This window comes from Halomonas campaniensis (genome assembly GCF_014193375.1).
Classification (GTDB): Bacteria; Pseudomonadota; Gammaproteobacteria; order Pseudomonadales; family Halomonadaceae; genus Halomonas; species Halomonas campaniensis.
The window spans coordinates 69,951-91,518 of the sequence record NZ_JACHZF010000011.1 but is presented as its reverse complement, the minus strand read 5'-3'; the positions used below and the strand labels follow the sequence as shown (position 1 = coordinate 91,518).

Here is a 21,568-nt window from a genome sequence, read left to right as displayed (position 1 = left end):
CATGACAGTCTTTCCGAGTCACCACGGGTTGTCGAGTGAACCCCCTCGTGATACCCCGGATATCAGCCTCGTCAAGCTGGTCTCCACCCTGCTGGAACACAAGTGGAAAATCCTCTTCATCGGGGCTCTTTTTCTGCTGGGGGGCTATTTCTACGCCAGTTCCCAGACGAGGATCTATCAGTCGGATACCCTGATACAGATCGAAGGACGGAAGAGCACGCTGGGGCTTCTCGAAACCCTGGCGGTGGGAGAGCAGGCGGGAAATCCCACGACTGCCGAGCTTGAGATTCTGCAGTCCCGCATGGTGATGGGAGAGACCGTGGATCGCCTCGACCTCGCCATCCAGATCGAGCCGCGGCGTATGCCGATGGTCGGGGATTTCCTGGTCAATCACGGCTTTACCCGAGAGCAGGTGGATCGGCTGACGCCGGGCTTGCTGGGGAGTTGGCTGGGGAGGATAGGCGGCTGGGAGCAAGACGAGGGCGGCCCTTTCGTGTGGGCGGGTGAATCCCTGCGGGTGTCACGCTTCGACGTGCCGCCTCATGCCGAGGGCAGAACCCATGTGCTGAGGGTGGCCGATGAAGGCCAATATAGCCTGACCCGAGACGGTGCTACCTTGCTGGCCGGACGGGTGGGGGAGACGGTTCAGGACGAGGCGTCCGGTTACCGTCTCTTCGTCAGTCAGCTGGAAGCCCATGCCGGGGCGGAGTTCGAGATGCGTCGCGTCTCGCACCTGGATGCCATCGCCCAGTTGCAACGTCGCCTGACGATCGAACCCCGCGGGAAGGATTCCGGGGTCTATCAGGTGATGCTGAGCGGTCAGGACCGTGAGCAGATTGTCCGGGTGCTCGACACCATCACCGGCGTGTTCCTGTCCCAGAACGTGCAGCGTCAGTCCGAGGAGGCCGAGAAGCAGCTGGCGTTCCTTGAGGAGCAGATTCCACAGGTGAACGTGGAGCTGACAGGTGCCGAGAATGCCTTGAATGACTATCGCGCCCAGCGCGATTCGGTCGACCTGACCTTCGAGACACAGAATCTGCTGGGTAGCCTGGTCGCCGTGGATAACCAGCTCTCGGAACTGGCGCTTGCCGAGGCGGAACTGGCCGAGCGCTTCCGTCCGACGCACCCGAACTATCAGGCACTGTTGCGCAAACGCTCGCAGCTGCAGGCCGAGAAGCTCCAGCTCGAGGCCAGTGTCAACGACCTGCCGGAGACCCAGCAAGAGGTGCTTCGCCTGACCCGTGACACCCAGGTGAACCAGCAGATCTACGTGCAACTGCTCAACAAGCGGCAGGAGATGCGATTGGTCAAGGCGGGTACGGTCGGTAACGTGCGGATACTCGATACTGCCGTGCTGCAGCGTGGCAGCATCGCACCCCGAGTCGGCTTGCTCACGGCTGGCAGCGCATTGCTGGGGATGCTGCTCGCCATCGTCGGGGTGATGCTCAGGCTGGCCTTCAGCCGTGCCGTCGAGACGCCCGAGCAGCTGGAGGCAATCGGCTTGCCGGTCTATGCGATCGTGCCGGTCTCTTCGGGTCAGAACAAGCTGTCCCACTATCTGAGGCGTCGACGCAAGGATGGGGTCCATGTGTTCCGAGGACTGCTGGCCATCACCGACCCCGAGGAGCCAACGGTGGAGGCCCTGCGTGGCCTGCGCACCAGCCTCTACTTTGCCATGCTTGAATCCAGTGACAACCGCTTGATGATCACCGGGTCGAGCCCCGAGGCCGGCAAGAGCTTCATCGCGGCCAACCTGGCCGTGGTTTGCGCCCAGGCCGGCCAACGGGTGCTGCTGGTCGACGCCGACATGCGCAAGGGACACCTGCACCACGCCTTTCATCAGGCCGGCAAGGGCGGGCTGTCAGAACTGCTAACGTCCCGCCTTGGCATCGACGAGGCCGTCCGCGCCAGCGGTATCGAACACCTGGACTTCATCTCCCGGGGCATTGTGCCCCCCAACCCCTCTGAGCTGCTCATGCAGAAGCCCTTCCATGACCTGCTTGACTGGGCTGCTCAGCACTACGACCTGGTGATACTGGATACACCGCCCGTGATGGCGGTAACCGATGCGGCGATCGTCGGCAAGCATGCCGGCTCCTGCCTGATGGTCGCCCGCTACGGCCTCAATTCTCCCAAGGAGCTCGAAATCACCAAGCGCCGCCTGGAACACGCGGGGGTGAGAGTGAAGGGGGCAGTGCTCAACGCGGTGGCCTATTCCACCAACCGACAGTACGGCTACTACAACGTCTACGCCTACCGGTAGCCTCTGTTGCCCCATCAGGTAATGGCGTTCATTCCAGTCAGGGAGGAAAGGCCACATGCTCGCGTATCTCTGGGCGCTTGGCATCATCCTGTCCCAGTTCTACCTGTTGCCCAGCGGCCTGCCTCAGCCGGCACACCTGCTGTTTGCTCTCAACTTCCTGCTGTTGGGCTACTTCTATTCGTTGACGCTTACCTTCAGGAGTCATGAGGAGAGGCTCACCGCGCTCTTTCTGCTGGCCTTCTGCGCCTATGCGGTTATCGCCAACCTGGTCTGGGTGCTGGTGGAGCAGAATCCCGCCTTCATCAAGGCATCCATCTACTGGGTCTATGGATGCCTGATGTACCTGTTCCTGCTGCCGTCACTGAGGGATGAACGAGTCAGAAGGGCAGTTGTTACCGCCTGTGCTCTCAGCATCGTGGCACTGTTCCTCTTCTGGGCCACGGGATTGGGGCGCTACGAGGTCGGGACTCGTTATCAGGGGTACTTCAACGACCCCAACCAGATGGCGTTCTATGTCATCTGCGTGTTCTCAGCCTTCTTCTATCTGCTGCGAGGCAAGGGCAGCGGGCAACTGCTGTTCGTGATCGGCGTGCTCAGCGTGGTGCTGGTGTTCGTCACCCAGTCCCGCTCGGCATTGCTGGGCATCGGCTTCTCCCTGCTGGCGGCCTATCTTCGCTTCATCGACACCATGGCTGTGGGGTCCGGCAGCAGGGACCGGATACTCGCCACCCTCATCGGGATCATGGCGGTCCCGCTATTCCTCTACCTGTTGTTCAGCCTGGAGACCGCCGATATCGCCATCTCACGGTTCTCCGGTACCGATGTCGGCAGCCAGGCCGAGATCAGGGGCTACACAAGGCTCCTGGAATTTCCCGGTTATCTCTTCCTCGGCGCCGGCCAGGGGCTGGATCTGCGCTTCGGAACCCGACACGAGATTCACTCGACCTGGGTGGCGGTGCTCTTCTACTACGGGATAGCGGGGTTTGCGATCTTCATGGCGTTCATCGCCAGGATATTCCTGCGCCTGGACCTGCCCGGAAAGATCGCCTTCCTGGGCCCCGTGTTCTATGGCCTCTCGACCTACGGCGCCAGGACGCCCATCTTCTGGGTCTTCCTGGCGGCAGCCGCTGTAGCCGTCCGTGAAATCCGTACGGCGCCCTCAATGACCCCTGCCAGGGAGCTCTCACTATGAAAATCGATGGTCATCGACACTGCCGTGTTCTCCGACCTTGTGTCGGGAGGGACGTGATGGAGACGTTGCTGGCCGAGAGCCACCGGGTGGATGCCCCGCGGGTCCTTCACGTGGGGGGGCTCCCGGCCCCTCAAGGGCGTTGCACCTCATGATCGGCAGACGGTGGCTTGGCGCAGCGTTGGGCGTTGTCCTGGCGGCCTTCATGGTAACGGCCGCCCCGAGCGTACCGTTCGTCCTGACGGCCCGGGTGGAGACGACGCCGGTGGAGAGCCCCGGTGATGCCGCCGATGACAGTGCCATCTGGTTCAACAGAGTGTCGCCGGGTGAGAGTCGTGTGCTGGCCACGGACAAGCTGCGCGGCCTCGAGGTGTACGACCTGCATGGTCGGAATGTGCAGTCTCTACCCCTGGGACGGCTCAATAACGTTGATCTGCGCCAGGATGTGCCGATGCGCGGAGGCTACATGGACCTGGCCGTGGCCACGCATCGCGATGAACTGGGGCTGGCAGTATTCGAGATCCAGGACAGTGGCCTGGTGAGGTTTCTGGGCCTGGCCAGGACGGGGCTCGAGGAGATCTACGGGGTCTGCCTCTATCGGTACGGCGAGCAGCTGCATGTCTTCAGCAATGGCAAGGATGGGCGCTATATGCAGCATCGGCTGGAGGTTTCCGACTCGGGCCCTGAAGTCACGTTGCTGCGCGAGTTCCGCCTGGATAGCCAGCCCGAGGGCTGCGTGGTGGATGACCCCTCCGGCCGGCTCTTCATGGGTGAGGAGTCGGTCGGCGTCTGGGTGATGGCGGCATCGCCGGATGCGGCGCTGGATAGGGAACTGGTGATTCGTGCCGAGGCGCCACTGGCGGCCGACATCGAGGGACTCGCCCTGCATGGCAGTGAGTTCCTGCTGGTCTCGAGCCAGGGCAACCACCGGTTCGCGGTGTTGGAGGCCACTCCCCCCTATCGCCTGCGCGGCATCTTCCGGATCGACCATGATTCCGCTGCCGGAATTGGTCACGTGCGTGATACCGACGGTGTCGAGGTCAGCGCACATGACTTCGGTCCCGGATTCCGGCAGGGACTGGTGGTGGTTCAGGACGGTGACAATGCTCCCCGGAACCAGAACTTCAAGTACCTGGCCTGGGCGCAGATCGCCGAGGTCCTTGGCCTCGACGACGCGATCGGACAAGCAAGGAGAAGGTGACATGACCTGGCTAGACGCCTTGATGACGATGCCTCGACATCGCAAGCGCCACATGCTGCAGATCATCGACGCGCTGACCGTGGCGACCAGTCTCAATCTGGCGGTCATGCTGCACCGTGACACCGCCCTGGCTCTTGGGGACGGTCGTCTGTGGGGCCTGACAGTCCTGGTGGTTCTCGCCACCCTGCTGTGCTTTCACTGGTTGGGAGTCTACCGGCTGGTGCTGCGCTACATGAATCACACTGCCGTCCTCGGCCTGGGGGCAGGGGCGCTGACGTCGTCGCTGGTGCTGCTGCTGCTAGACAAGGCGCTGGGGAGCTTGCTCTCCGCATCGGTGGCGGTGATCCATGGGCTGGTGCTGCTGGTGGCGGTGGGTGCTGTGCGCTATGTACTGCGTGAGCTCTATCTGGTCAGTCAGCGTCGTCAGCGGCGCCCGGTGCTGATCTACGGCGCGGGGGCTGCCGGTTGTGAGCTGGTGTCAGCCCTGCGTCATGGGGGCGAGTACGAACCAGTGGCGTTCATCGACGACTGGCGTGGGCTCGAGGGCACCCTGGTCGACGGGCTGCGCGTTCATCGGCCCTCGGACCTTCAAGCTCTGGTGGACGAACATCATGCAGCGATGGTCCTGCTGGCGATCCCCAGCGTAACACGTAGCCGCCGGCGTGAGATCCTTCAGCGCCTCTCCAGCCTCTCCATCCCGGTGCAGACGATTCCCGGCAGTGCGGATGTCATTGCCGGCCATGCCAGTGTCAGCGAGATTCGGGATGTTGCGGTGGAGGATCTGCTTGGGCGGGAGCCGGTCCCCCAGTTTCCGGACCTCATGGATGCCAATATCCGCGGCAAGTCGGTGATGGTGACCGGTGCCGGTGGGTCCATCGGCAGCGAACTGTGTCGACAGATCATCGATCAGCAGCCCGCCCGTCTGTTGCTGGTCGACAACTGCGAGTTCGCGCTCTTCACCATCGAACAGGAGCTCCAGGCACATCCCGGCGTCGGCAAGTCAGGCGTCGAGATCAAGCCACTGCTGGCATCCATCCAGCGGCGCGGTGCCCTTGAATCGATCTTCGAAGGCTTCGAGGTCCATACCGTCTACCACGCCGCTGCCTACAAGCATGTGCCGATGGTGGAGTACAACTTGATCGAGGGGATTCGCAACAATGTGTTCGGCACCCTGAATCTGGCACGGGCAGCCATGAAGGCGGGGGTCGAGACCTTCGTGATGGTGTCCACCGACAAGGCGGTACGCCCGACGAACGCCATGGGGGCCTCCAAGCGCCTGACCGAGCTGATCTGTCAAGCCTTTGCCCATGCGGGGTCCGGGACCCGCTTTTGCATGGTGCGTTTCGGCAACGTGCTGGGCTCCAGCGGGTCCGTGATTCCGACCTTTCGTGAGCAGATCGAGCGCGGAGGGCCAGTGAAGGTGACCCATCCCGAGATCACCCGCTTCTTCATGACGATTCCCGAGGCGGCGCAACTGGTGATCCAGGCAGGCGCCATGGGTCGAGGAGGCGAGGTCTTCGTACTCGACATGGGGGAGCCTGTTCGCATCCAGGATCTGGCAGTCAACATGATCCGGCTCTCCGGCCTGGAGGTGAAGGACAGCGAGCACCCGGATGGAGACATCGAGATCATCCATACCGGGCTGAGGCCGGGCGAGAAGCTTTTCGAGGAGTTGCTGATCGGTGAGGCGGTGTCCGGGACCCGGCACGACCGGATCATGACCTCGCGTGAACCCTTCTGGGAGTGGCCACGGCTCGAAGCCTACCTCCACGAACTCGAGCGGGCGCTGGGAGCATTCGATCACCTGGAAACACGACGCCTGCTGCAATCGGCACCCCTGGCCTACTGTCCCGACGAGGGCATGGCTGATCTGGTGTGGCAGGCCCGAAACAACCACTTGCCGGCGAGGACCGGGACAGCCTCGGTCGGAGTGGAGACGGTGAATCTGTCGAGTCCAGTCGGACTCCCTTCATCCAAGCCTGTGTGACCGAAGTGGAATGGTGAAGCCATGTTGAAGGATCTACGAGAATTCTATGCGCTGCTGAGCAGAGCCCAGCGTCGTCGGCTGCTCCAACTACAGGGTCTCATCATCATCATGTCGCTAGCCGAGATCGCGAGCGTTATCTCGATAGGGCCCTTCATGGCCGTGGTGGGAGACATGCAGCGACTCGAGGGTGAGGGGCGAATGGCGTGGGTGTACCAGGCCAGTGGCCTGCAGAGCCCCGAGGCGTTCCTGACCCTGCTGGGCAGCCTGGTGCTGCTTGTTCTATTGCTGGCGGCGATGTTCTCCATGTACACCACCTGGCGGCTGGCGCTCTACAGCGCCAGTGTCGGCGCGGAACTGTCGAGTCGCCTCTACCGTTACTATCTTCACCAGCCCTGGCTGTTTCACTCCGGACAGAGTTCCAGTCGCTTGATCAGCAAGGCGTCCCAGGAGGTGCAGCGAACCACGAACAAGATCATCGGCCCGAGCCTGCAGCTCAATGCCAAGCTGGTGATGGTCTGCATCATGACCGTGGCGATCTTCCTCTATCAGCCCGGGGTGGCCTTGGCAGGCTTCCTGATCTTCGCCGTGGCCTACCTGCTGCTCTACAAGACGGTTCGTCGTTTTCTGGTGGCCAATGGCCGGCGGGTCTCTCGCGCCCAGGCCAAGCGCATCAAGCTGATGACCGAAGGCTTCGGTGGGATCAAGGACCTGCTGCTGCTGCATCGGCAGGGCACCTTCGTCTCTCGCTTCGAAAGGGCCAGTAATCGGGTTGCCCGCGGTCAGGGGGTCACCCAAGGGCTCAGCGAGGCCCCCCGGTATGCCATCGAACTGGTGGCCTTTACGTCGATCATCCTGCTGGTGCTCTACCTGCTGAACCTCTACGAGGGGAATCTCGGGGCTATCCTGCCCGCGCTGTCGATCTATGCCCTCGCCGGATTCAAGATGTTACCGGCCTTCCAGAAGATCTACTCATCCGTATCGGAGATCCGAGGCAACCTGGCGTCCTACTACAGTATTCGCGATGACCTGATAGCGAGTCGCGAGGTACCGAACCAGGCGGGGAGCGGATCGGAGAGCGAGATGGCGCCCCTGGTCCCTGAGCAAGCCATCGACCTGCAGGACGTGACATTTGCGTATCCGGGAAAGAAAGACAGGGCATTGAACGGTTTGACATTGACCATTCCGGTCAACCGGATGGTGGGTCTGGTTGGAGCGTCCGGAAGCGGCAAGAGCACCGCCGTGGATTTGCTGCTTGGCCTGATCCAGCCGGACCAGGGCAGCGTGCTGATCGATGGAGTGCCCCTCACGGCTGTAAATCTTCGCCGTTGGCAGGCGAGCCTGGGTCTGGTGCCACAGCAGATATTCCTTGCTGACACCAGCATCCTCGAGAATGTGGCCTTCGGTGTTGCGCCGGACCAGATCGACGTAGCCAAGGCCCTGGAGGCCCTGAGGATGGCGCAGCTCGATGAACTGATCGACAAGCTGCCCGAGGGCGTAAATACCTGGGTCGGTGAGCGTGGCGTGCAACTCTCCGGTGGACAGCGGCAACGGATCGGAATAGCCAGAGCCCTGTATCAGGAGGCGAGGGTGCTGGTGCTGGATGAGGCCACCAGTGCACTCGACGGAATCACCGAACGCCGCGTGATGGAGGACATCCAGGCCCTGGCGGGCAACATGACCATCGTACTGATTGCCCACCGCCTGACCACCGTCAAGGGCTGCGACATGATCTACATCCTCGAGTCCGGGCAGGTGGCCGACAGTGGCACCTATGATGACCTGATAGCACGCAACACCACCTTCAAGATGATGGCCAACCTGTGACTCCTGCTCAGCGCGATCGAACCGAGGGCCTCTTGACATGAAAAAGAATGAAGCGCCGGCCCCTGGTAACATTCCCTTCTTTTCCGTGATCATCCCCGTCCACAACAAGGCCGAATATCTGGAGAAGTCGCTGGCCTGCGTGTATGCCCAGACCTTCAGGAGCTTCGAGGTCATTGCGGTAGATGACTGCTCCACCGACGGTTCCCTGGAGCTACTACAGCGCCATGAGGGCGAAGGAAAGCTGAGCCTTTACCAGCGAAACATTCCGGGCCCGGGAGGGTATGCGGCCAGAAATCTCGGTGTCAGCAAGGCGCGTGCCGAGTGGGTTGTCTTCTTCGATGCCGATGACAGCATGCATGACAACCACCTGTCGATCCTTCATGCCGCCATCGCTGAGAATGAAGGTCTAGATTTCTTCTGCAATAACTACGTGATGAAAGTGGGTGATAAGGACGTCGGCAAGAACAAGGGAATTCGGTCAGGCCGATACAATAAACTTGATGGGTTGACGTTCTTTGCCCATAACGATTTTATCCATATGAATTCAGCCTGCACTCGGAAGGGATTTTTTGACAGACTGGGTGGGTTTCCCGAAGGGAGGTACAAGCGTGGGGGGGATGTGTACTTCTGGGTTAAGTTGTTGGCAAGAGTAGATGAATTCTATTATTGCGATGTAATCACCTCCGAATGGCATCTGGATAACAGCCACGTTACCAAAAACCCTGCTAACTTGACAGTGCATCCACTGGCTGACTTTATCGAAGTGGAAAATCCTGAACTTGACAGAGAATGCGATCTGCAGTTGAGGCGAATCATCAATAGAAAGATAATTGCGTGGGCAACCGAAAAAAAACTTCAAGGAAGACGGTGTTACCAGGATTTTCCTCATGTCAGTCTGAAAGGGCTGGGGTATGAAAATGTGATAAGAATGCTTGTGCTGTCCATGCCGTTCGGTGTCTATCAGGCAGTTATTGATATGAAGCGCTCATGGAGAGCATGATGGCGACGTGTGAAGTTTTGTCAAAATGAATGCTAAAGGCTACGACCATTGCCGGTACGCTCAGATATCTGAAGATATTGTTAAGCATTCAGGAAAAGCCTGCCTCTTCAGGTGGTTCATATGAACGTCATTAGAATACTCAAGCGTGTCACTATTGATGTTGTCTGGATGCCCGTCGCATTGTTGACTCTGCTTGTCCCTCGAAATAGGAGGCTGTGGGCATTTGGGAGCTCAAGCGGCAAGAAGTATGCTGACCACTCCCGTATGCTTTTCGAAGGCCTGCATGATAACAGGATTGATGCGGATATTCGTGTTGTGTGGAGCACGAAGTCCGATGAAATATTTCATGAATTGACGAGTCGTGGCTACCCGGTGTTAAAGTCCAATACCTTCCGTGGCTTTATGACAACATTGCGTGCTGGCGTCTGTGTCTATACTCATTACGCTAACGATCATAACCGAATTGCGGCATTCGGTGCCTACAAGATTCAGTTATGGCATGGCATACCGTTGAAGCGTTTCAAGGCAGTATCCGGGCTACTCGAACAAGGCAGAGCCGGCAGGTACTACAGGAATCTTCACAACCGGATGCTTGATTTACAGAAGATCATGTTCCCTTGGGCCAATCCGACGTGGGATTTGCTGGTATTTCAAAGCGAAGTCGACCGCGACCGAACCGGTATGGCGTTCGATGGAACTTACCGCCGCGGCATCGTTGCGGGATCGGTCAGGATTGAAAACTTGAGGAAGCAATTCGCTTCGCCTGATTGCAAACCGGATGAGGGTGATGCCAGAAAAATTCTCTACGCGCCAACGCACAGGGCGCTTGGTCGAGAGTCACTATTCGAAAAGGTACCCGTTCCGGATGGAAATGCTCTACACGCTTCGCTTCGCAGGATGGGTGCAACAATGGAAGTAAGGCTACATCCGTTCCAAGAACGGGAGCCTGTTCCAGAGGCATTGGATTGTGGGCCAGTTCGTCTTGTCGATAATGGACAATGTGATGATATCTACAATGACCTTCATACTTTTGATATCCTGATAACCGACTACTCAAGTATTTTTATCGATGTTCTCCCGCTGGGGATGCCGGTTATATTTCTTGCGCCGGACTATCTGGAATATTCGAAAGATGACCAAGGTTTTTTCAGCGATAAGTATTCCGTTCCGGGGCCTGTTGCTACCACATGGGAAGAGGCTCTGTATTATTGCAATGACATCTTGATAGGAGCTCATGATCATTGGGTGGAATGCCGACGAGATGCCGCTAAATTTTACTTTGATGGCAGTGATGAATCAGAGTCGGCCATGAAAAGAATCGTTGATGTGGCAAAGCGCGATCTAAGCATAAGTTAGATGTTGATGGGTCTTTGCTCGGTTTCATTTTTTCCTGGTAATGCCACCGCCCGTTTGTCCTTATGGAATCGTTGTTCGTAGCCCACTGCGTGCTTGAAATGTCAGCAGCCCATATTGGGGATGTCGAGAAGTACCTTGGTTCGGAGGATTCGAGCTATGTCAAAGAAATCAGGAATTACTGCCATAGTAGTCAAGAAGCTACTTGCCAGCCTTGGGTACAATGTAACGCCACTAAGTTCAACAAAGCCCACTGCCCTGCTTTCCTTCGATGGAAACCCGAGAGCTTTGAGGTACTTGAAAAAGAGTGGGGAGTTCCTGATCACAGGTAAGGTAGAGGATGGGCGATCACTGTTTGTTTTTCCACTTGATGACAAGAACAGGCATCCCTTCATAAGGGCTGTCCAGTCGGCGCTAGATGTTTCGTTGATCGGTGGGGATGAAAGGGAGGCGATCCGGAGAAGGCTCATGAGTTTCTATACCCTTTATCAGCCAGCTTCCGCTGCGGAGGTGCTCGGCGCTGAGGCCGAGGAAATACCCATGCTCGGTGATCAGCCACCTTGGGTCGTGATAAAGCCTTGGGAAGACATGACAGTTAAAGAACGCATAGAGAAGATTATTAAAACAGAGCGGGAAGATAACAGTCAGGTATCAACTGCTGAGATGAGTGTTGAGCATGGATGCAACTTCTGTGGGCCCGTTTCAGGGGAAAAGCTAAGTGTCGAAGCTGAAAGGCTGTACAAGATCATGAGGTCAGTCATCAAGAATGGCTTCATGAGGCATGACTTTAAAGATGGCGATATTCGCGCAGACATCCTTGTACAGACCTCCGGCAACTGGAAGTGGCTCGTCAAGTCAGGGCAGCATCGAGTGGCAGTCTTGAGTGCCCTAGGGTATCGAGATTTCCCCATCAGGGTTGAGAGCATCGTATGCCGAGATGAAGTGGACTTCTGGCCGCAGGTGCTGGCCGGCAACTACTCCAGGGAGATGGCATTGCGCGTGTTTGATAATATATTTAGTGGTGTCGGAGTGCATGAACGATATTGGGCTGGAATTCTTGCTGAGGCCGCTTGACCTTGATCTTCATGTGATTGCTGGCAGAATAAAGGGATGGGTAGAAGATGAAAATCAAGAGAGCTATCAGGCGCCGGATTTCGATTGCTCTGGGTCGCCCCCAGACACAGCGTAGGTTTATTGATTCCGCCCTTGGAGTTAGCGGGTTTCTTGAAGTGCTGAAGGCAGAAGATATCGATTATGCGGTACTTCGCTGGTTCGAGGAATTGCCCTATGTGGCGCCAGGTGAAGATATCGACATTCTGGTGGCAGATGAAGACGTAGAACGATTGACGTTCTACACAAAATTCATCGGCAAGAAAAACGATACCCCTTGTGATATCTATAGTGTCAGTGGGCTGCCAGGCACCAGTTCAAGGAATATGCCTTATTACCCCGTGCCAGTTGCCAGAAAGATTTTGAAAAACGCCATCTGGGTGAATGGGACCGTCAGGGCTCCTTCCTGTAATGACCATTTCCTGTCGATGTGCTATCACGCCGTCTACCACAAGGGTTATGCTTCAGCGATTCCCTCGGAGGATGTTGATCGGAACAGGAACGTTGTTGTTTCCTGCGATCATGATTACATGGGCAAGATTAAGTCTTTGTACGAGTCTTCAAATTTAAAGTTGACTGGTTTTAGCATCACGCTTGAAGCGCTGGACAGACTGTTAGGGGAGGCTGGCTGGAAGCCGGCTTACGACACGCTGCAGAAAATGTCAGTAAAAAACCAGTGGATTCATGATGCACTCTTATCAAATTTGGTTGATATTGAAGAACCCTTGAGGGGGTTAACGATCTTTCTGGTAAGAGAAGAGGGCATGTCTTATCTGGAGACTATCAAGGAAACCCTCTTTGAGGAAGGCTTTGACCATGTACTGGAAGGAAGCATACCCGCCGACAATGTTAGCTTGGTGGCATCGGGAATTCGTGGGGGAAACTGGGGAAGGGGGCCCTGGCCAAAAAGTGGCGGGCTGCCTGGCTATTATTTCGTGGTCTATGATGCCAAGCCAATCACCCCCTCTGCCGCAGCAGAAAAAGAACATCCAGGTCTTGTCAATGAAAGAATATCGATGGCCAAGATCAAGATCAGGGACTTCTACAACCATCAGGTGTGTCCACAGGAGCGGTGCAATATTATACACTCTGCTGACAATGCCGCGCAGGCCCTTGATTACCTCAAGCTCATAGATCCTTCAAATGTGGATTTTGTTCAAGAAGTTGCTAAAAATAAGCATGCTACTTTTGCCACGCACTTCAATGTGATCAAGGATCTCAGCAATCATGCACGACGGGCCAAGGTTGAATTGATTGAATATAATGGGAAAAAGGCCATATGCAAGACCTTCAAGGAGGGGCGGGAAGAGTTCCTCAATAGAGAGGTAAATGCACGTGAAGTAGGAGCAGGCCTGGATGAAGTGTCTGAGATGCTGGAGGTTGGTGATAATTATATTGTCATCGACTTTTATGACAGATCTATCGATGACATATCCTGTGTCAGACCCCTCTTTCACAGTAATGCCTACTTGCCTATGTGGGCAATTGAAAAAATGAAGAATATCATTCTTTACTACCGGGAGCGTGGTTACGAGTGCGTGGATTTCAGTCCAAAAAATATACTTTTTGATTCAAGGATGGGGCTGAAAGTTATTGATTTTGAGTTTCTGCAGAAAGGGGATGCTCCTTCGGACAGCCTGGTGGGAAACTTCGCCTGGTACTCCGCGCCTGATAGTTTTCAAGGCGATCTCCCCAAGTTGAAAGACAACAGTTCTCTGTATCGACGGCGCTGGTTTCGATACACCGGGCTTCCCTTGTTCTTCTGTGTCCACAATTTCCCGAAATCAGTTCTGCACCTTGTCAGGGGGGTTACTTTTGTCTGCTTCTCTGTCAATAACGCCCGGAGAAAGGCTGTTTCACTGCCCCAGAAGCGTCATTACATCATTTGATATTGATTCATGACCCTTCGGAGGCGGCAGGAATAAGTCTCGTTGTATCTTTGGCGAATGATTTATCTAATCCCAATTCTCACTTCCTGTGTCGTTTTTACAGCGGCATGTTGGTCTGGCTGTTCGGGAGAACTCAAGATGACAAGAGTCGTTATCACCTACGGCACCTTTGACATGTTCCATATCGGGCATCTCAACCTACTTCGCCGTATTTCCATGCTAGGGGATCGCCTGATCGTGGCGGTGTCCACGGATGAATTCAATGCAGGAAAAGGGAAGCGTACGCTTATACCATTCGAACAACGAGCAGAAATTGTTCGTAATATTCGCCATGTGGATGAAGTCATACCAGAAGTCTCCTGGGAGCAGAAGGTTGAAGACGTGAAGCGACATGAGGTTTCTGTGTTCGCGATGGGGGATGACTGGGCGGGGAAGTTTGATTTTCTTTCTACCCATTGTGAGGTTGTTTATCTACCGAGGACCGAGGGAGTCTCTACGACCGAACTGAAACGCTCGCTTAGTCGTTTCTGCAGCGTTTCCCGGGAAGATATTCTTCGCGCTTTTGATGTTATAGAGCAGTTGCGCAAGGATTTTGGCTAGGCAGTTGCTCATGCTTCTGATTTAGTCTCACTCATCCATCATCATGCTTTCGATCCGTAATATAACATGAGAATGGCGGCAAGGCATTAACTGATAAAGTCAACCTGTATCGCCAAGTCTCCTGTGGCGGTTTTTCTGTCAATGGGTGTGTAAGTTTCTTGTGCTTATCTGACAGGGTTCTTGCCGGATTATATGGTTGGGTGATGCACTCCTGTTGCTTGCCATTATTCTTACTTGAAATGAGTGAAATATTCATGAAGGCAGTTATTTGTGACTTTGATGGAACACTGTTGAAAAAGCATTCGTTCCCGATGTGGGTTTTTTACATTGTGAGGTGTAGTTTTAAAAAGGGGGATATTCCTGTTTTCTTTAGATTCTCGTCCGCTTTGGCCCTCAGGTGGGCAGGAGTAATTTCTTCCTCCCAGTTCAAGACTTTTCTTATGCGGAAAAGCTACCCGGTAGAGTATGACACCCTGTTTGTCGAAAGCCTCAAGGTTCATGTCAATCCATTGGTAGTTGAGAGAATAAGCGAGATTGATGGATATCATGTGCTTTCATCGGCCTCACCACTTTCCTATTTGGAGCATGTGGCTGAGGCGTTCAATGTCAAATTCGACAAGGTTCTGGGTAGTTATGTTTGTGGCGGTGTGCTCTTTGAGAACTATGCAGAGAACAAGGTGTTGGCGCTTCATGAAGTAATTGATTTTGCAGATGATGTTGTCTTGTTTACCGATCATCATATGGATCTGCCGCTGATGAAGATATCGGATGAGGTGTTTCTGGTGAATCCCAGCAAAAAAACTCTTCGAAAAGCTGACTTTGAAGGTGTGAGGTACAGGGTGATAGAAGGTTGAGCTGCGCGCTGTTCAGTGATGTATTTAATTGATAATGAGTCCGACATTTAAAATTTAGTACGCTTATTTATTTGCGTGATTTTCGATATCTCCATTCTCGGCCCAGGAGAACTGTCTCAAGGGAAAGCTAACCGTGCTCTATTTGCGTGTATCCAAACGTTGGTGACCATCATGGCAGAACCTTTACGGTTGCTTGCTGCTGTCCGTCAGTTTCCCATCAGGGCGCTGGCAAAGATTGGAGTTGGAGTCTATCGAAGCCATGACCTTCGAGGGCTGCCGATCACTGTTCTGGAGTTGCTGGAGCGGTATCGCAAGCGCCCCAGTGTCGTGGAGTGTCCGCTTGCTCATTGTCGATGGTTTGGCCCCACCGGCCTTGCCTATGGCCCCGGGTCACTGCACCCCTATGTCCAGAGCCTCCTGCAGCATCTGCGTGGTGAATGCGACAGCTACCAGGAGACATGTCTTGCGCATTACTGGCGCTCATGGACACCGGTAACCCTGGCCCAATCCCTAGGCATCGATCCCGAGTCGGCTCATCCATTGCTCAACGCCTGCCCTCCACTAAGTGATTTCATGCCATGGGGCGGCAAATTGCACTTCGAGGCCCTGAGGTGTGCTGCAGAGTCCCATGTATCAGGTCCACTGGCACAGAAAAAGATCCCGGTATCCCGCGAGATCTCAGTAAGACAGGTGGGGCCCAAGCCCGACTGGTTCGGGGAGCTCAGGATTCATCATCTAGTTACTCTCCATCAGCAGATTGCCTCGGAAGGGTATCGTCAGCGTGCTTCCGCCTGCCTCCCATATATCCGTCAGCATCTTGTCGTCGATTGCATGGTGCGTGACGACGATGTCAGGTTTCTAGTGGCCAATGGCCAGCATCGCGCCTCCGTGCTGTCTGCGATGGGGCAGGAGTTAGTGCCGGTGTTGCTCAATGTCTCCCACAAGAGAGGGCCATCGGTCATACGCCGAAGCGAGTCCTCGAATTGGCCGCTGGTTCGAATGGGGCTCATCGCGGAGTCGGATGCGCTCGATATCTTCGACAGGGTTTTCGATGGCCGGCAGCCAAATGGTTTTCCGGTGCTGATGCGCGCTGGAAAGGTCTGATCCTGGCCTCAGCGTTCCTTATGGCTGACTTGCCAGCCGGTTCTACGCACCACAAGCCGCTTTATCTCTTCCGGCGGTGTGTCTATCCCCTTTGCCACTTTGTGCGTGCCCGCTCCACTCGCGTGCCCAGGGGGTCACCGGCCGATGTGCAACATGTCTTCGTTATCCTGACGTGATGGGAGTAGCTGTATGTCGATTCTCGTGACAGGCGGTGCCGGTTACATCGGCTCACACATGGTGCTCGCTCTGCTCGAGCATCGCCATGAGGTAGTGGTACTGGACAACCTGAGCAATGGATCGACCGTATCACTCGACCGGATCACCGCGTTGACCGGCAGGGAAGTGGCTTTTATCGAGGGTGATGTACGCGACCGTGGTCTGCTGGATTGGCTGCTCCGCCATCATCAGGTCTCCGATGTGCTGCATTTTGCCGGTCTCAAGGCGGTCGGTGAGAGCATCGAGCAGCCCATGCGCTACTTCGACAATAACGTCGCAGGGGCAGTGACGCTCTGTCTGGCCATGGAGGCCGCTGGTCTCCGGCGTCTTATCTTCAGTTCCTCGGCAACCGTCTATGGTGACACCGACGCCGTTCCCTACCACGAGGAGTTGCCCACCGGCGTGCCGACCAATCCTTATGGGCGTTCCAAGCTGATGGTGGAGGATATGCTCAGGGATCTGTCTGCGGCTGACACTCGATGGTCGATCGCGTTGCTGCGTTACTTCAATCCTGTCGGGGCGCACCCCAGTGGATGTATTGGTGAGGACCCGTTGGGTATTCCCAACAATCTTGTCCCCTTCATTACTCAGGTCGCCGTCGGCCGCCGTGATGCCCTGTCGGTGTTCGGCAATGACTATCCGACCCCTGACGGCACCGGGATCAGGGATTACATCCATGTGATGGATCTGGTCGAGGGGCACCTGGCGGCGATGCAGGCCATTGCCAATCGCCACGGTGTATCGGTATGGAACCTCGGCACCGGGAGAGGATACTCGGTGCTGGACATGATCCAGGCCTTCGAAAAAGCTGTCGGCCGTCCGATTCCCTACCGGGTCGCCCCGCGGCGGGCCGGAGATCTGGCGCAGTGCTGGGCCGATGCCGCAAAGGCCCGTCGCGAGCTGGGCTGGAGTGCCAGGCGAGATCTGGCGGCAATGACGGCGGATGCCTGGCGATGGCAGGCAAACAACCCGAAAGGGTATGCCTGCTGATCCGGCCAGGCTGACCTTGCCGCAAGTCAACTACCGCAACCTCCTGTGTCTGTCTGGCGTTGCCAGCCCATCGTCTCGAGAGTCAAAACGCCATGAATTACCTTGCGCGCCTGTTAAGGCAACTGGGCTGGTTACCGTTGTGTCTGCTTGGCTTTGTCAGCTCCCGTGACGACAGGCTCTGGGTGTTCGGTGCCTGGCTTGGTAGACAGTACGCGGACAATACACGCTATCTCTATCGTCATGTGCGTGACCATGAACCGGACATTCGTGCGGTCTGGCTGAGTCACAGCCCTGAGGTGGTGGCAAAGGTCCGCGACGAAGGGGGCGAGGCCGCCCTGGCCTATTCGCTGGCGGGTATCAGGATCTCGTTGCGAGCGCGACTCTTTCTGGTCACTCATACCTCGGAGGACGTCAACGCCCACGCCTCCGTGGGGGGCGCCCTGATCAACCTGACCCATGGTACTCCCCTGAAGCGGGTCGGGAGGGATGCCAGATCCAGCCGTCTTGGCATTCTGACGCCGCTGTTCGACCGGTATCTGCGTCATCTGCTGCCGGGCAAGCGGGGACCGGAGCGGGTTCTGGTGGCGTCGGGTGTCGGGCGCCAGCGCATGACATCGGCCTACGGTCTTCCGTCCGAGCGTGTCCCGGTAATCGGCTACCCTCGTTGGGCCGCTTTCCATACCGATACCGCTTCGCTCCTGCGTCGCGAGGGTATCGAGCCGCGCCATTACAAGGGGATCGTGCTGTATGCACCAACGCTCAGGCAACAGGGCAGGGGCGGGTTGGATGTGGCACAGGGCGATCGGCTCGAGGCGCTTCTGCCCTGGCTCGAGCAGGAGCAGTTGATCCTTCTTGTGAGAGGGCATGTTGACTTGACGATGACGGGGGTCGAGGCGCTGGCCGGGCGCAACTCGCGGGTAGTGGAGGCTTCATCAGACCGCTTTCCCGACGTCAATGAACTGATGCCCGAGGTCGATGTGCTGATCACCGACTACTCGAGTCTGATGTTCGACTACGCCTGCTTCAAGCGCCCGATCATCCTGATGGCGCCGGACCTGGACGACTATCTCCACCGCGATGTCGGTATCTATGGTGACTATCTCGAGGACGCTCCTGGACCGGTGATCAGTGACTGGTCACAGGTGCCCGCTGCCTGGTTGGAAATTACCGAAGGGCAGCATGATCAGCGACTGGCTCGCTTCACTGCTCGCCATGCCGCCATGAATGACGGCCGGGAGTGTGAGAGGGTCGTTACCTACCTGCGCGATCATTATCAAGATAAAAAAAAGTGAGCCTTTCGGAGTGGGTTTTTCACTCCATGGTTAAAGGGATTGATCATGAAAGTTGTTCTTATTGGAACGAATTCCTCTTCCATTTTCGGTTTCAGAAAACTTCTCCTGCAATCCCTGGTTGAAGTGGGCCATGACGTTAGAATACTCACGGCGGACTTGAGCCCTGAGATCAAGAGGCGTGCAAAAGAGGAGCTCAATGTCGAGGCAGAGGAATACCTGCTTGCCAGAAGGGGGATGAACCCACTGCTGGATTTGAAGAATGCCTGGAAGCTATATCGACGTTTGAAAAATCTCGATCCGGACTTTGTTTTTTGTTACTTCTCCAAGCCTGTTATCTGGGGAGCGTTAGCCGCCAGGTTGGCAGGTGTCAAGCGTCGATACGGCATGCTGGAAGGCCTGGGTTATTACTTTACAGCCCACCCCAGAAGCGATAGTTGGAAAAAGATCCTGATCCGCGGCACTCAAGTTTCCCTGTTCCATCTTTCCCTCCCTCTTCTAAAAGGGCTTGTTGTGCTAAACCCGGACGACAAGAGGGATCTGGTCGAAAGATATCGGATTCGTGTTGACAATGTAATGGTGCTGGGGGGCATTGGGCTTGACCTTCACGAGTACCCCTACTCCATTCCAAAAAAGGATAGGGTTCGTTTTATTTTTGTCGGTCGACTGTTGGAAGAGAAAGGGATCAACGAATATCTTCAGGCGGCTGAAGCTATCAAGAAGCGTCATCCCGAGGCGGAGTTTGTCATTCTTGGGAAGCCGGATCCCGGCAATCCCGGATCGGTGGATCTAGCGTACCTGGATCGCCTGGTGGAAACCGGCGTAATCATCTATCCCGGCGTCGTATCCAATGTTGCTGACTGGCTTGAAGAGAGCAGTGTGTTTGTCTTGCCCTCCTACAGGGAGGGCGTGCCACGCAGTACCCAGGAGGCGATGGCCGTTGGGCGGCCCATCATCACGACGGATGTCCCGGGCTGCCGCGAGACCATTCGCGATGGCGAGAATGGCTTCAAGGTTCCGCCCCATGATGCCACTGCCGTTGCAGAGGCGATGGAGCGTTTCATTGCTCAACCTGACTTGATTTTCAGCATGGGCTGTCGCTCTAGACAACTGGCTGAGGAACAGTTCGATGCTGATGAAATTAATCGAAGACTGATTGACTTCCTGAAACTTTAATCTATTCGGGGCTACTCCAGCCGACTTGGGTGAATCATCTGTTTGATCTGGAATGTTCCGACCCTTGGTTTTAAGTCCGTAATGCCACCTGCCGGCACGAAAAACCTTAGCGATAGTGCAATTCAGGAGTAAGCGAGATGCCTGTGAGGCCGATGGTAACCCCGTATACACCAGTTACCGGCCCTGTGCTCCGATACCTTCCACGGCTTCAGTCGATACCCCTTAAGCCAGACAGAGTGTGCAAGTAATAAGTAATAATTAAATAGTAACAAGTAGCAGGGAAAGAATACCTCTCATCTCCCATAGGGTGTGACATGCAAAATGAAGCCGAACCCACCGTGCTGTTGACCCAGGGCTGGTGCCGAAGCAGTTATTCGGCGCTGCGAGGTCTGGCGCAGAACGGTGTCAGGGTAGTGGTCTCCGATACCTCACGGATCGGCATGTGCCAGGCCTCGAGACTGGCCCACGCGCGGGGGCGCTATGCCTCTCCCTACGCCGACCCCGAGGGGTTCGTCACCGATGTGACCGGCCTCTGCGAGCGTCACGGCATCGGCCTGATCCTGCCGGGGCACGAGGAGGGAGAGCTGCTGGTGGCCGCCCGCGAGGCCGGGCGGCTGCCGCCGGGCGTGGCGCTGCCCATGGTGGATGCGGCCACCCTGGCGCTGGTCAACGACAAGGACCGCATGAGCCGCCTGGCGCGGGAGTGGGGGGTGGCGGTGGCCACCATCGTCGACTATTCGAACCCGGCGGAGGCCGGCCGGGTGAGCGATCCGGCCCGCGAGTACGTGGCGCGGGCGAGGCGCGGCAACAGTTCCAAGGGGGTGCGCTTTTCCAAAGGCGGCGAGGCCCTCGCGCAGACCCTGGCCGAGATGATGGCAGCGTTCGACCTCGACCCCGCCCGACCGCCCATCGTCCAGGAGCGGGTGGAGGGCGATGGCTGGGGTGTCTCCTGCCTCTACTGGCATGGCGAGCGCATTGCCTCCTTCACCCATCGCCGGCTGCAGGAGAAGGTTGCCACCGGGGGGACCAGCACCCTGCGGGTCAGCGCCGCCCACCCGGCCATGGAGGCAGATGCCCATCGCCTGCTGGGCGGGCTCAAGTGGCACGGGCTGGCGATGCTCGAGTTCAAGCACGACCCGGCGACCGGGCGCCATGCCTTCATCGAGGTCAATCCTCGGCTGTGGGGCTCCATCGACCTCTCGCTCAGCGCGGGGGTCAACTTCCCCTGGCTGCTCTACCTGGCCCAGACCCGCGGCCCGGCCGTCGCCCGGGCCCACTTCCGTCCCGCCCGCCAGGGCGTGGTGGCGCGCTGGCTGCTGGGCGACGTGATCCGCCGCCTGGACCTGGCCCGGCGCGGCCGTCTCGGGTCGGCCCTGAGGCTGGCCGATGGCGCGCGTGCCGACAGCTTCGATGACGCCAAGTGGGATGATCCCCTGGTGCTGTTCGGCGAGGGGCTCTACTACCTGGCCAAGGGGCTTCGGACCCACAGCATGAACCCGCTGGAAGCGGGAATGGTACGCTGA

16 protein-coding genes are annotated in these 21,568 nt (G+C 56.8%); all 16 read left to right on the top strand.

Annotated elements, in window-relative coordinates:
- The first annotated feature begins 1 nt into the window (after nucleotide 1).
- The 16 genes from BDK63_RS09160 (at nucleotide 2) to BDK63_RS09085 (ending at nucleotide 21,568) form a co-directional block, all read left to right on the top strand.
- Complete coding sequence (locus tag BDK63_RS09160) at nucleotides 2-2,263, top strand: polysaccharide biosynthesis tyrosine autokinase (protein WP_183331126.1); 2,262 nt, start codon at nucleotides 2-4, stop codon at nucleotides 2,261-2,263.
- Between the two features lie 55 nt (nucleotides 2,264-2,318).
- On the top strand, nucleotides 2,319-3,455 hold the full coding sequence (locus BDK63_RS09155; RefSeq protein WP_183331124.1) for a hypothetical protein: 1,137 nt from the start codon (nucleotides 2,319-2,321) through the stop codon (nucleotides 3,453-3,455).
- A gap of 202 nt (nucleotides 3,456-3,657) precedes the next feature.
- On the top strand, nucleotides 3,658-4,653 hold the full coding sequence (locus tag BDK63_RS09150) for a phytase (protein ID WP_183331122.1): 996 nt from the start codon (nucleotides 3,658-3,660) through the stop codon (nucleotides 4,651-4,653).
- A gap of 1 nt (nucleotide 4,654) precedes the next feature.
- The gene (locus BDK63_RS09145; RefSeq protein WP_183331120.1) at nucleotides 4,655-6,640 is read left to right on the top strand and encodes a polysaccharide biosynthesis protein; all 1,986 of its coding nucleotides are present in this window, start codon (nucleotides 4,655-4,657) and stop codon (nucleotides 6,638-6,640) included.
- Between the two features lie 21 nt (nucleotides 6,641-6,661).
- Nucleotides 6,662-8,464 (top strand): ABC transporter ATP-binding protein, encoded by a 1,803-nt coding sequence (locus BDK63_RS09140; protein WP_183331117.1) that lies wholly within the window; start codon nucleotides 6,662-6,664, stop codon nucleotides 8,462-8,464.
- Nucleotides 8,465-8,501: 37 nt separating this feature from the next.
- A complete protein-coding gene (locus tag BDK63_RS09135; RefSeq protein WP_183331115.1) occupies nucleotides 8,502-9,464 on the top strand; it encodes a glycosyltransferase family 2 protein in 963 nt (320 codons plus the stop codon).
- Nucleotides 9,465-9,584: 120 nt separating this feature from the next.
- Nucleotides 9,585-10,820 carry a CDP-glycerol glycerophosphotransferase family protein gene (locus BDK63_RS09130; RefSeq protein ID WP_183331113.1) on the top strand — a complete coding sequence of 412 codons (1,236 nt, stop codon included), beginning with the start codon at nucleotides 9,585-9,587 and terminating at the stop codon, nucleotides 10,818-10,820.
- A gap of 156 nt (nucleotides 10,821-10,976) precedes the next feature.
- Nucleotides 10,977-11,891, top strand: a complete 915-nt coding sequence (locus tag BDK63_RS09125) for a hypothetical protein (RefSeq protein ID WP_183331111.1) — start codon at nucleotides 10,977-10,979, stop codon at nucleotides 11,889-11,891.
- A 47-nt stretch (nucleotides 11,892-11,938) separates the two neighbouring features.
- A complete protein-coding gene (locus BDK63_RS09120) occupies nucleotides 11,939-13,816 on the top strand; it encodes a hypothetical protein (RefSeq protein ID WP_183331109.1) in 1,878 nt (625 codons plus the stop codon).
- A gap of 138 nt (nucleotides 13,817-13,954) precedes the next feature.
- On the top strand, nucleotides 13,955-14,416 hold the full coding sequence (gene tagD / locus BDK63_RS09115; RefSeq protein ID WP_183331107.1) for a glycerol-3-phosphate cytidylyltransferase: 462 nt from the start codon (nucleotides 13,955-13,957) through the stop codon (nucleotides 14,414-14,416).
- Nucleotides 14,417-14,670: 254 nt separating this feature from the next.
- Complete coding sequence (locus BDK63_RS09110) at nucleotides 14,671-15,270, top strand: haloacid dehalogenase-like hydrolase (protein ID WP_183331105.1); 600 nt, start codon at nucleotides 14,671-14,673, stop codon at nucleotides 15,268-15,270.
- A gap of 171 nt (nucleotides 15,271-15,441) precedes the next feature.
- A complete protein-coding gene (locus BDK63_RS09105) occupies nucleotides 15,442-16,374 on the top strand; it encodes a hypothetical protein (RefSeq protein WP_183331103.1) in 933 nt (310 codons plus the stop codon).
- A 189-nt stretch (nucleotides 16,375-16,563) separates the two neighbouring features.
- Nucleotides 16,564-17,580, top strand: a complete 1,017-nt coding sequence (galE, locus tag BDK63_RS09100) for a UDP-glucose 4-epimerase GalE (protein WP_183331101.1) — start codon at nucleotides 16,564-16,566, stop codon at nucleotides 17,578-17,580.
- A gap of 92 nt (nucleotides 17,581-17,672) precedes the next feature.
- On the top strand, nucleotides 17,673-18,872 hold the full coding sequence (locus BDK63_RS09095; RefSeq protein WP_183331099.1) for a CDP-glycerol glycerophosphotransferase family protein: 1,200 nt from the start codon (nucleotides 17,673-17,675) through the stop codon (nucleotides 18,870-18,872).
- Between the two features lie 45 nt (nucleotides 18,873-18,917).
- The gene (locus BDK63_RS09090; protein ID WP_183331097.1) at nucleotides 18,918-20,045 is read left to right on the top strand and encodes a glycosyltransferase family 4 protein; all 1,128 of its coding nucleotides are present in this window, start codon (nucleotides 18,918-18,920) and stop codon (nucleotides 20,043-20,045) included.
- Nucleotides 20,046-20,359: 314 nt separating this feature from the next.
- On the top strand, nucleotides 20,360-21,568 hold the full coding sequence (locus BDK63_RS09085; protein WP_183331095.1) for a carboxylate--amine ligase: 1,209 nt from the start codon (nucleotides 20,360-20,362) through the stop codon (nucleotides 21,566-21,568).